The 12,292-nt window shown below is 69.0% G+C and carries 9 protein-coding genes; all 9 read left to right on the plus strand.

Annotated features, from left to right (window positions below; translation table 11 throughout):
- Window positions 1–337 precede the first annotated feature (337 nt).
- The 9 genes from J8M50_RS46260 (at window position 338) to J8M50_RS46300 (ending at window position 12,282) form a co-directional block, all read left to right on the plus strand.
- Window positions 338–1,837 (plus strand): ABC transporter substrate-binding protein, encoded by a 1,500-nt coding sequence (locus tag J8M50_RS46260; RefSeq protein ID WP_029184719.1) that lies wholly within the window; start codon window positions 338–340, stop codon window positions 1,835–1,837.
- 31 nt (window positions 1,838–1,868) lie between these two features.
- The gene (locus J8M50_RS46265; RefSeq protein ID WP_029184718.1) at window positions 1,869–2,810 is read left to right on the plus strand and encodes an ABC transporter permease; all 942 of its coding nucleotides are present in this window, start codon (window positions 1,869–1,871) and stop codon (window positions 2,808–2,810) included.
- The gene (locus J8M50_RS46270; RefSeq protein WP_010360801.1) at window positions 2,807–4,582 is read left to right on the plus strand and encodes a dipeptide/oligopeptide/nickel ABC transporter permease/ATP-binding protein; all 1,776 of its coding nucleotides are present in this window, start codon (window positions 2,807–2,809) and stop codon (window positions 4,580–4,582) included. The genes J8M50_RS46265 and J8M50_RS46270 overlap by 4 nt, the downstream gene beginning before the upstream one ends.
- Window position 4,583: 1 nt before the next feature.
- On the plus strand, window positions 4,584–5,441 hold the full coding sequence (locus J8M50_RS46275) for an ABC transporter ATP-binding protein (RefSeq protein WP_010360799.1): 858 nt from the start codon (window positions 4,584–4,586) through the stop codon (window positions 5,439–5,441).
- A complete protein-coding gene (locus J8M50_RS46280) occupies window positions 5,438–7,531 on the plus strand; it encodes a PKD domain-containing protein (RefSeq protein ID WP_010360797.1) in 2,094 nt (697 codons plus the stop codon). The genes J8M50_RS46275 and J8M50_RS46280 overlap by 4 nt, the downstream gene beginning before the upstream one ends.
- Window positions 7,532–7,986: 455 nt before the next feature.
- A complete protein-coding gene (locus J8M50_RS46285; RefSeq protein ID WP_178865683.1) occupies window positions 7,987–8,295 on the plus strand; it encodes a hypothetical protein in 309 nt (102 codons plus the stop codon).
- Between the two features lie 124 nt (window positions 8,296–8,419).
- The gene (locus tag J8M50_RS46290) at window positions 8,420–9,088 is read left to right on the plus strand and encodes a (2Fe-2S)-binding protein (RefSeq protein ID WP_029184717.1); all 669 of its coding nucleotides are present in this window, start codon (window positions 8,420–8,422) and stop codon (window positions 9,086–9,088) included.
- 12 nt (window positions 9,089–9,100) lie between these two features.
- Window positions 9,101–10,081, plus strand: coding sequence for an FAD binding domain-containing protein (locus tag J8M50_RS46295; RefSeq protein WP_010360794.1), 981 nt, complete (start codon window positions 9,101–9,103; stop codon window positions 10,079–10,081).
- A complete protein-coding gene (locus tag J8M50_RS46300) occupies window positions 10,078–12,282 on the plus strand; it encodes a xanthine dehydrogenase family protein molybdopterin-binding subunit (RefSeq protein WP_010360793.1) in 2,205 nt (734 codons plus the stop codon). Before J8M50_RS46295 ends, J8M50_RS46300 begins: the two co-directional genes overlap by 4 nt.
- The last annotated feature ends 10 nt before the right edge of the window (window positions 12,283–12,292 follow it).

Here is a 12,292-nt window from a genome sequence, read left to right on the forward strand (position 1 = left end):
GTCATGCCGAACGCCGGCCGGTGTGCCGACAGCCGAGGCTCGGTCGGCCCGGAAGAGGTAATGGCACGTCAGATGGGTGGCCGGCGGTTAATCTGAAAGACGAGGCTACGGGCGCGTTGCGGAACTGTTACCTGAGAGGGTCCGTGCGTTCCCTTGACTGATTCTCGCGCCCTCCGTACGTTGCGACGTAGAACGTTGTACACATCACTTCGTCCGGTTCGCGCTCCTTCTTCTGGGCGCCCGCGACATCTCTCCTCCGGCCGGCAGCTGCCAGGGCCGCACTTCCTTCGCATCCCAAGGAGTCCCGATGCGGCGCACCACTCGATCCGCTCTCGCAGTGACCACGACCATGAGCCTTGCCGGTCTCGCAGCCCTCACCGGCTGCACCAACGCGGGCACCACCTCCGGGGGCCAGGGCGGGGCCAGGACCACGCTCACTCTCGGCATGACGCAGGACATCCAGGGCTGGGACCCGACGGGCCAGCCCTCCTACCAGGGCTGGGCGGCGTCGGCGGTGTACGACGGCCTCATGCGCTGTGGCGTGAACGGTCAGCCGGAACCGGATGTGGCGACGTCGTGGTCGTTCGCGCCGAACAACATGGGCGTCACGGCCCGTCTGCGGTCGGGGATGAAGTTCTCGGACGGCAGCCCGGTCGACGCGGCCGCGGTCAAGGCGAACTTCGAGTACGCGAAGAAGCACGGCGGCAGCGCCGCCCGCTTCGCGGACATGAAGGTCACCACACCCGACAAGTCGACCGTGAAGATCACCCTGTCGAAGCCGAACCCCCTGCTCACCGCGCGGTTGTGCGAGGTGCGCCTGGGCAGCCCCGAGTTCCTCGCGAGCGGCCGGACGAACAAGGCGCCGGTCGGCTCGGGCCCGTACACGCTGGATGCGTCGGCGACGACCGCCGGTTCGGTGTACGCCTTCACCAAGAACGACGCGTACTGGGATTCCAAGCGCTTCCCGTACAAGAAGCTCGTCATCAAGGTGATCACCAGCGAGACGGCGGCGATCAACGCGCTCAAGACCGGGCAGATCGACGGCTCGCTCATCACGCAGGCGACCTACAGCCAGGCCGAGGCGGCCGGGCTGAAGGTCCAGTGGCAGAAGAGCGAGGTCACCCGTCTGCTGATCACGGACCACCTGGGCAAGCAGGTCCCGGCGCTGGGGAAGGTGGACGTGCGCCGGGCGATGAACAGGGTGTTCGACAAGGACGCCATCGCCAAGAACCTCTACCGCGGCCTGGCCTCCCCGACCGCGCAGATCTTCCGTGCCGGCACCGAGGCTCGTATCGATGACCTCAAGGATCCCTACCCCTACGACGTGACCGCCGCGAAGGCGCTCATGGCGAAGGCGGGATACGCCAACGGATTCACCTTGGAGATGCCCTACTTGCAGGGCCAGGGCCTCGACGCGCTGATGCCGGTGGTCAAGCAACAGCTGGGGCTGATCAACATCAAGGTCAAGCAGGTGACCCTGTCCGGGCCGAACGCCATCGGGGATCTGCTCAGCGGCAAGTACCCGGTGCCCATGTGGGCGCTCGGGAACTACGCAGACTCCCGGCAGGACATCTCCGACTACGTCCTGCCGGACGGCATCTGGAACGTCAAGCACCAGCAGGACGCAACGGTGAACGAGCTCTGGAAGAAGATCGCCGGCGAGACCTCGGAGCAGTCCGCCAAGGATCAGCAGGCCCTCAACCGGTATGTCATCGACCAGGCATGGTTCGTGCCCATGGTGGACACGGGCACGATCTACGCCTCCAACCCCAAGGTCAAGATCAACGAGTCGACCGACCCTTCCGGCCTGCACCCGCAGCTCTGGGACTTCCAGTAGCCCCTGCTGGCATGAGCGATTGGAGCCACGGGTGTTGGTATCTGTACTGAGGAAGCTGATACGCGCAGTGGCCGTACTGCTGCTGGTCAGCTTCGCGACCTTCACACTGATGTACGGCAACGGTCCGGGCATCGCCCGGGCCGTGCTGGGCACACAAGCCACCGATGCCACCGTCCGGGCCGAGGTGGTCGAGCTCGGCCTGGACAGACCGCTTCTCGTGCAGTACGGGGACTGGCTCAAAGGAGTCGTCACCGGCGACTTCGGGGACTCCTTCTTCACGGGGCAGTCCGTCTCGTCGGCCCTGTCGTCCCGGGTACCGGTAACACTCACCCTGATCGTGCTCACTATGCTGCTGACGGTGGTGGCGAGTGTCCTGATCGGTGTCGCCGCCGCCGTCCGCGGCGGGTGGATCGACCGGGTGGTGCAGTTCCTGTCGGTCGTGGGAGCCGCCGTACCGCCCTTCATCGTCGCGATCGGCCTGGTCTTCGCCTTCGCGGTCTCCGTCAGGGCTTTCCCTGCCACTGGGTACGTCTCACCGGACCAGAGCCCCACCGGATGGATCGGATCGGTCACGCTTCCGGTGCTCGCCCTTCTCGCGGGAGCCATCGCCAACTCCGCCGCGCAGTTCCGCGGAGCGATTCTCGACACCCTCTCCCAGGACTTCGTCCGCACCCTGCGGGCGCGCGGGATTCCGGAGTCCAAGGTGGTCTTCCGCCACGTGCTGCGCAACGCCGCGGGTCCCGGTCTGACCGTCCTGAGCCTGCAGACTCTCGGGCTCATCGGCGGCGCCGTCTTCATCGAGCAGGTGTTCGCGCTGCCGGGCCTGGGCGAGTTGAGCAACGGCTCCGCCCAACGAGGCGACGTTCCCATGGTGATGGGGTGCGTGCTGGTGACGATCGTGATCGTGCTCGTCGTGAACCTGCTGGGTGACCTGGTGACGGCGGCGGTCAACCCGAAAGCGAGGACGCGATGACCACGACTCCCACCCTGGAGCCGTCCGGTCTGGGGCAGCCGGCCACCAAGGGACGCTCACTTCTGCGGCGGCTGCTGACCCACCCGCAGGCCGTCCTCTGCGTCGTCTTCCTCCTCTTCGTGGTGTTCCTGGGTCTGTCCAGCTCCTGGCTGGCCCCCCACGGGCAGAACGTGACCGACCTCAGCGCGGTGGACGCCTCCCCGTTCTCCTCCGGTCACCTCCTCGGAGCGGACTCGACCGGACGGGACATCCTGTCGCGGCTGATGTACGGCACCAGGCAGACGATGATCGCCTGCCTGGTGGTGCTCGCCGTATCCCTGGTGACCGGCGTGACCAGCGGCCTCGCCGCAGGCTTCTACCGGGGCAGGACCGACGCGGTGTCGAGCTGGTTCTCCGACGTGGTCATGTCGATGCCGGGCATCGTGCTGATCATCGCGCTGTACGCCCGCACCGGGTCGAACATCGTCGCCACCATGGCCGCCTACGGGCTCATCGTCGCACCCACGTACTTCCGCCTGGTCAGGTCCGTCGTCCTCGGGGTCCGCGGCGAACTCTACGTGGACGCGGCCAAGGTGGTCGGACTCTCCGACCTGCGGATCGTCGGACGCCATGTGCTGTGGGCCGTACGCGCGCCGATCATCGTCCAGAGCTCGTTCGTCCTTGCCTCGGCGATCAGCATCGAGGCCGGTATGGGCTTCATCGGCCTGAGCGACCCGGACAAGGCGTCCTGGGGCGGGGTGCTCCAGGAGGCGTTCGGCAACATCTACAACAACAGGCCCGGCGTGCTCTGGCCCGCCCTCCTCATCACCTTGACCGTCCTGGCGCTCGTCCTGCTCGGCAACGCACTGCGCGACATCCTCCAGTCGTCGGCGCACAGCCGGACGCTGTCCCCGCGGCGGCGTCGCGGACTCGTCCGGCGGGCGCGGGAAGAGCGTGGGCGGGCGGCCTCGGAAGGGGCGGCTGCTCCCGCCGTCGAGGCGGTGCTGTCGGTCCGCGGTCTGCGCATCGGCTATCCGGACGGCGAGGACGGGGTGCGCGAGGTCGTGCACGGCGTCGACCTCGACGTACGGCGCGGCGAGATCCACGGCCTGGTCGGCGAATCCGGCTCGGGCAAGTCTCAGATCGCGTTCTCGGTCCTGGGCATCCTGCCCCGCGAGGCGGTCGTCCTCGGCGGCAGCGTCCTCCTGGACGGTCAGGACCTGCTGGCCGACGAACGGAGGCTGCGCGAGGCCCGGGGCCGGCGCATCGCCTACATTCCACAGGAACCCATGTCGAACCTCGACCCCTGCTTCACCGTCGGCGCGCAGCTTACGCACGGCCTGCGCGCGGTCAAGAAGATCTCGACACGGGAAGCGGAACGGGAACTGCTGAAGCTGCTGGCGCGCGTCGGCATCAAGAACCCGGACCGGGTCTTCGGGCAGTATCCGCACGAGATCTCCGGCGGCATGGCGCAGCGTGTGCTCATCTGCGGCGCGGTGGCCTCCGACCCCGACGTGATCGTGGCGGACGAACCGACCACCGCCCTGGACGTGACCGTGCAGGCCGATGTCCTGGACCTGCTGCGTGAGCTGCGCGACGAACGGGGACTGGCCGTCGTCCTCGTGACCCACAACCTGGGCGTCGTCGCGGACATCTGCGACACGGTCAGCGTGATGCGGGACGGTCACATCGTGGAGCGCCAGGACGTGGACGGGCTGTTCGAGTGCCCGGCGGAGGCGTACACGCGGGAACTGCTCTCCTCGGCACGCCGTGTCGAGATCGCGGAGGTGTGAAGTGGCGGAGCCGGTACTGACGGAGCCGGTCCTGAAGGTCGACAACCTCATCGTCCGTTACGGCGGACGGCGGGGCACCGGAGCCACGGTGATCGACGATGTCTCCTTCCACCTGAGTCCCGGGGAGACCCTGAGCCTGGTCGGCGAGTCGGGGTCGGGCAAGACGACCATCGGCCGCGCGGTCCTCGGGCTCGCACCGGTCACGGCCGGCACGATCACCTTCCGGGGCCAGACCGTCAGCAACATCTCCCGGGCTCGCCGGCGCGAAGTCGCCCGAGACCTCCAGGTCATCTTCCAGGACCCGTACTCCTCGCTGAACCCGTCGATGACGGTCGAGAGCATCCTCGTCGAACCGCTTGTCGCGGCCGGCATGGCAGGCGGCCGGGCACGTGTGCGGGACCTGCTGGACGCCGTGGGCCTCCCGGCCGACTCCGGCGACAGGTATCCGCGCGAGTTCTCCGGCGGCCAACGGCAGCGCGTCGCCATCGCCCGCGCCCTCGCCCTTCAGCCGTCGGTCATCATCTGCGACGAACCCACCAGCGCCCTCGACGTCACCACCCAGGCACGCGTCCTCACCCTCCTGAAGGACATCCAGCGGGAGACGAGCGTGGCCTACCTGTTCATCAGCCACGACCTCGGCGTCGTGAACGAGGTGAGCGACCGCATCGCCGTCCTCCACCAGGGCCGCATCGTCGAGATGGGCAAGGCCCACGACGTAGCGGCCGACCCGCAGCACCCGTACACCCGCAAGCTGCAGACGGCGGCGCCGGTGGCGGATCCGAAGAAGCAGCGTCTGCGCCGCGCAAGGCGGTTGCAGGCAGACACCGCGGAGCTTTCCGACCTCAAGGGGACCTCGTGAACACACAGGGAGCAAACGCCGGCGAGAGGCCCGAGCCGGCCCAGGACAACACGCTGACGAGGCGCCGCTTCGTCCGCAACACGACGGTCGGTGCCGTGATGGTCCTCGGAACATCGGCGATATCGGTCCCCGGCGCATCGGGCGCGTCCCGCCCGCAGTGCGCGGCACTCGTCGGCGGCGGACCGATGTGGGTCACCCCGGGCTGCGACGACCCGACGTACGACCGACCCGTGATCGACAGCGAGAGCGAGCTGACCTCACCGGTACCGCACCGCAAGGTCTCGGGCCACTTCGACGGCACCGACAAGAAGTTCAATCTGTACCTGCCGCCGAAGGGGCAGTGGCAGAGCCGCTTCTTCCACAAGGTGTACCCGCTGACGGACGAGAACGCCGTCGACCAGGACATCGCCTTCGGCGTCGACAGCGGCGCCTACGTCGTACAGACCAACGGCGGCACCGGATACCGTGCGGACGCCGCCGCGGCCAAGTTCTCCCGCACGTACGCGGCGAAGTACTACGGCTCGTCGAAAAAGATCCACGGCTACATCTGGGGCGGCAGCGGCGGCTCGTACCAGACCATCGGCGCCATCGAGAACACCGAGGGCGTGTGGGACGGCGCGGTGCCCTTCATCCCCGGCACGCCGTACTCCGTCCCGAGCAGTTTCACCGTCCGGGCCCTGGCACGGCTCGTGCTGCGGGACAAGGCGCCCCGGATCGCCGACGCGGTGCGGCCCGGCGGCAGCGGCAAGCCCTTCGAGGGGCTCAACGGCGTGGAACGGGCCATGCTGCGCGAGACCACGGAGTTCGGCGTTCCCCTGCGTGCGTGGGAGGACTCCGCCTACGTACTCGGGCTGTCGGCGCCGGACGGGCTTCTCGGATTCACGGCCGTGCTGCGCGCCATGGACCCGGCCTACGCCGACGACTTCTGGAGCAAGCCGGGCTACCTCGGTACCGAGAAGTCAGCTCTCGGCGACATCGTCCGTGGCGCCCGGATCGACCTGCTGACCACGGTCCAGAAGGTCGACCGGGACGCTGGGAACACGCCCACGAGCCTGGTTCTCGCCGCTGCCCCGGTGCAGGTGGACACGACGGGACTCGACTTCACCGTGGTCGGCGGCGACGGTACGACGGTCATCGGGACGCTGCAGGCTTCCCTCGACCCGGCGACGCGCGTCGTCACCCTCGCGAGCGGCAACGACCCCAAGACACTCGCTGCCCTCGACGCCGGGGTCGGGCTGCGCCTCGACAACAAGTGGACCATTGCCTTTCGTGCCTACCACCGCTACCAGGTCCCGACACGCCCCGGCTTCTACGCGTGGGACCAGTACCGGGGCCCCGACGGAGAGCCGCTGTATCCGCAGCGCGCCCTTCAGGTGGGCCCCCTCATCTCCAAGTCCACCAGTGGCGGCGGCACCCACACCGGCAAGATCACCGGCAAGGTCATCGTGGTGGGCAACCTCGTCGACACCGACGCCGACCCCTGGCCCGGCGACTGGTACCGCGCCCGGGTGAGGGAAGCCCTGGGCGGGCGTTACGAGGACGCCTTCCGCCTGTGGTACAACGACAACGCCGACCACCTCGAAGGCCCGGTCACCGGCGCCCGTGCGGCCCGGCTCGTCGAGTTCACCGGCATCCTGCAACAGGCGCTGCGCGATGTGAGCGCCTGGGTGGAGAAGGGCGTGAAACCCGCGCGCACGACGTCGTACGACGTGACCGGCAGCCAGATTTCGGTGCCGGAGCACGCCGCAGACCGCCGCGGAATCCAGCCCGTCGTCGATCTCACCGTCGACGGCACCGACCGGATCGAGGTGCGGGCCGGCACGCCCGTCACCTTCAAGGCCCGCATCGAGGTTCCGCCCGGCGCCGGCCGCGTCGTGCACACCGAGTGGGACTTCGCCGGCACCGGCGACTTCGCGGCGAAGCCGTTCGGACCGCCCCGCGCAACCGTCGAGATCCGACAGACCTTCACCTACCCCGAGCCGGGCACGTACCTCCCCGTGCTCAGGGCGACGGCACAGCGAGAAGGCGACACGGCGACCCCCTTCGCTCAGGTGGGGAATATCGGCAGGGCACGTGTCGTGGTCCGCTGACAGCGCGGACCGGTCTCGCAGCAGCCCGGTTAAGGCGGTGCGCGACACCGACGACCTCGCCGTAGCGACGTCGAAAGCGGAGAAGAGGATGGCCGGGCCGTTGCGCACGTAGTCGTGGGTGGCCGCCGCACCGCTCAGCCTGCTACTGCCAGACGTACGAACGGCAGTGATACATACCGGAGACATCCCAAAAGTTTCTGCTCGTTGTATCGCGCCGGGTGCCGCACAGTGGATGTTGCACCTCGTCGAAGTCCTGGTGAGGCGGATGCCGAGCGTGATGAGTGCCGGCCGCCGCGCTCCTCCGGGACCGAGGGCGTTACCCGACCGCCGCGGCGTGAACCGTGTCCCCCGGAGCCGGCTCGACCGGCACTGCCGGGACACGCAGACCACGACGCCGCCCGGCGGGACTGCTCACCCGCAGCAGTCGTCCATGCACCGAGCAAGGAGATCTCCCATTGTCGCGCCGCCTTCTCCCGGTCCTCGGCAGCCACCGCGGCAACGGGAACCCCGAGTTGCCGGGGCCCCGGGCCGAGGCACGGCTGCCCGCCGACAACGAGCAGCGGTGGTCGTCACTCCCCGGGCATCCGCCCCCCGACTTCGACGATCTGCGGCACAGCAGAGCGCAGCACCCTACGCGGCCCGACCGCGACGGGCACCGAGGCATCGGCGCGCGCGACGGCGTTCTGCACCCACGACGCGCCGCCGGAGCACTTGCCGGGTGGCCGTCGCACACGACCGGAGTCCCCACGGAATTCGCCGCATGACCGACTACGGGGAAACACCACGCCCCCACCCGCACATGAACCGTGCTGACTGGCCGCACGCCGATTCGTCCACATGACGGCAGCTGGTACCGCCGTCCGCCTCCCATCGACCGAGAGAATGGTCATGTCTGCCCAGCCACCCGAGTCAACTGTTCCTCACCCCGAGGGATCTCCCGAGCAGCCAACCGGGGAATTCGCGTCCGCTCCGTCCCGGCGAACGTTCATCACGACCACCACCGCCGTCGGCGGTGCTGTCATGGCGGGCGGTGTGGTAGCCGGACCGTCCGTGTTCGGTGCCGAGTCCGCGGATGCCGTCGAGGCGCCACCCGGCAGCCGTGTCTCCCTGACCGTCAACGGCAAGCGGCACACCGTCACGGTCGACAACCGGACCTCGTTGCTGGACCTGCTGCGCGAGCACCTGAACCTGACCGGCTCGAAGAAGGGCTGCAACGCCGGTGCCTGCGGCGCCTGCACCGTCCTGGTCGACGGCCGTCGGGTGAACTCCTGCCTGACCCTGGCGGTCCGACTGGAGGCCGCCGAGGTCACCACGATCGAGGGCCTGGCCAAGGGAGATCACCTGCACCCCCTGCAGCAGGCGTTCATCGACCAGGACGCCTTCCAGTGCGGCTACTGCACCTCCGGCCAGATCATGTCCGGTGTCGGCTGCATCGACGAGGGGCATACCGGCTCACCCGGTGAAATCCGGGAGTTCATGAGCGGCAACATCTGCCGCTGCGGCTGTTACGTGAAGATCGTGCGCGCGGTCGAGCAGACCGCCGCCGACCGGAAGTGAGGCACGGCTCCCATGCATCCCTTCTCCTACACCAAGGCCGCGGGCACGCGGCAGGCCCTCGACGCGGGCCGCGCCGGCGGCCGCTACATCGCCGGCGGCACCACACTGGTCGATCTGATGCGCGAGACCGTCGAACGCCCCCGCACGCTGGTGGACATCAGCGCCCTGCCCTTGCGCGAGATCACGGTCACCCGGCGCGGGGGCCTGCACATCGGCGCCCTGGTACGCATGTCCGAGGCCGCCGCCCACCAGGGAGTGCGCGCCCTGTACCCGGTGATCTCCCAGGCGCTGGAGCTGAGCGCGTCGGCGCAGCTGCGCAACATGGCGACCATCGGCGGCAACATCATGCAGCGCACCCGCTGCACGTACTTCCGTGACGTGAGCGCCGAGTGCAACAAGCGCAAACCGGGCTCGGGCTGTGCGGCCCTGCACGGAGTCAACCGAACCCACGCCATCCTCGGCACCTCCGACGACTGCGTGGCCACCCACCCGTCCGACGTCGCGGTGGTCTTCGCGGCCCTGGAAGCGACCGTGCACCTGCGGGGACCGGCAGGCGAGCGGACCGTGCCCTTCGCCGACTTCCTGCTCAAGCCCGGCAGCACGCCGAACCGCGAACAGGCCCTGGGCGAGGGTGAGCTGATCACCGGAGTAGAGCTTCCGTCCCTTCCCCGCCCGCTGCTCTCGGGTTACCTGAAGGTGCGTGACCGGCAGTCCTACGAGTTCGCGCTCACCTCGGCGGCCGTCGCCCTGCACATCCGTCACGGAGTCATCCAGGAGGCGAAGGTGGCCGCCGGAGGCGTGGGCACCGTGCCGTGGAAACTCACCGCCGTCGAGCGGCAGCTCATGGGGAAGCGGCCGTCCGACACCCTGTGGACCCAGGCCGCCGAACGGGCCGCGGACGGAGCCCGGCCTCTCCAGCACAACCGCTTCAAAGTCGAGTTGCTGAAACGGACCGTCGAGCGCCAGCTGCGCATCGTGGGAGGTGGCAAGTGAGCAAGCAGCCGCAGTCAGCCGTCGGAGCACCGTTGTCCCGGGTCGACGGACGACTGAAGGTCACCGGCCAGGCCAAGTACGCCGCAGACCACGACATCGACGGCGTCGTCCACGCCGTCGTCGTCGACAGCACCATCGGGCGCGGCCGTATCACCGGCATCGACACCAGCGCCGCCGGCGCCCAGCACGGCGTCCTCGGCGTGATCAGCCACCTCGACAAGCCCACGCTGGCCTACCGCGACAACCCGGGAAACCGCATTCCGGGTCGGCGGCTGCGCGTCTTCCAGGACGACGCCGTCCGGTTCTTCGGCCAGCCGGTCGCCGTCGTGGTGGCGACCACGCTGGAAGCAGCGCAGCATGCCGCCGACCTGGTCGAGGTCTCCTACGACGTCGAGCAGCCGTCGACCGACCTGACCCGCAGCCCGGCCGTGGACGGGCCCGCGCCCTTCGCGCGACCTTACGCGCGAGGCGACGCGAAGGAAGCGCTGGGCTCCGCGGACGTCCGGCTGGAGATGACCTACCGGCTCGCGCGCAACCACCACAATCCGATGGAGACGCAGGCCACTATCGCCCGCTGGGACGCTGACAAGCTCACCCTGTGGGACAAGACCCAGCACGTGATCGGCACGCGGAACGAAATAGCGGCCGTGTTCGGCATCCCGCAGGAGAACGTGCGCGTCCTCTCGCCGTTCATCGGCGGTGCCTTCGGCAACGCCTTGCGGGCCTGGCCGCACGTCACCATCGCGGCCCTCGCCGCCCGAGAGATCGGCCGCCCGGTGAAACTCGCGCTGACCCGCAGGCAGATGTTCTTCACGGTGGGCTACCGGCCCGCGTACGAGTACAAGTTGAGCCTGGGCAGCACCCGGCGCGGGCGGCTGACCGCGATGACCCACGAGATGAAGTACGAGACCTCCCGCTACGAGCAGTTCTGGGAGGCCAACATGGCGCTCGGGCAGATGCTCTACGCCGTGCCCAACGTCAGCCAGAACGTCCGGATCGTGCCACTCGATGTCAGCACCCCCCAGTGGATGCGCGGCCCCGGCTACGGCAGCGCCGCCTTCGTCATCGAGACAGCCGTGGACGAACTCGCCCACAAGCTCGGCATCGATCCGATCGAGCTGCGGCTGCGCAACGAACCCGGCGAGGACCCATCCACGCAGCAGCCCTTCTCCACCCGGCGACTGAGTGAGTGCTTCCGTGTCGGCGCCCGTGAATTCGACTGGCACCGGCGCAACCCCAGGCCACGGTCCACACGGGACGGCGACTGGCTGATCGGCACGGGTGTGGCCACCGGCTGCTACGACGTCTTCCGCGGACAGGCACAGGCCCACGTCAGACTCGATGCGGACGGCACGGCGGTGCTCCAGTCAGCGACCCACGACACGGGCACCGGCACGTACACCTCCATGACCCAGGTCGCGGCCGACGCTCTGGGTCTGGCCGTACGCAACGTCGAATTCCGGCTCGGCGACTCCAGCATGCCGCCGGCCCCTCCCCAAGGTGCCTCGCAGACCATGCTCAGTGTGGGGTCCGCCGTTCAGGACACCTGCGACAAGCTGCGGCAACAGGCCGTCAAACTCGCGATCGAGGACGAGCGCTCACCGCTGCACGGCGTCGAGGCCGGCACCGTCGTGGTCCGCGGCGGACGGCTGCACGTCCAGGGCGACGCCGCGCGTGGGGAGACCTACCGGCAGCTCATCGCCCGCAACAACCTCACCCACCTGGAGGCGCGCGGGTCGTACACGCCGGAGGAGGAGAGGCGGTTCTCGATGTACGGGTACGCCGCGATGTTCGCCGAGGTCGCCGTCGACGCCCGGCTCGGACTGGTCCGGGTGCGGCGGATGCTCGGTGTGTACGACGCGGGGCGCATCATCAGCCCCAAGCTCGCCGAGAGCCAGGCCATCGGCGGCATGGTGGGCGGTATCGGCTCGGCTCTGCTGGAGCACACGGTCACCGACCACCGCGACGGCCGGATCGTCAACGCCAACCTCGCCGACTACCTCGTGCCCGTCAACGCCGACGTCCCCGACCTCAAGGCCGTCTACCTCGACGGGGAGGACTACAAGGCCGCCCCCATCGGCGTGAAGAGCCTCGGAGAGCTCGTGCAGATCGGTGTGGCACCGGCCATCGCCAACGCGGTCTTCCACGCCACCGGACGCCGCGTCCGCGAACTGCCCATCACCGCGGAAGCCCTGCTCTGAACCCGGACGG

The organism is Streptomyces acidiscabies (assembly GCF_020010905.1).
Classification (GTDB): domain Bacteria; phylum Actinomycetota; class Actinomycetes; order Streptomycetales; family Streptomycetaceae; genus Streptomyces; species Streptomyces acidiscabies.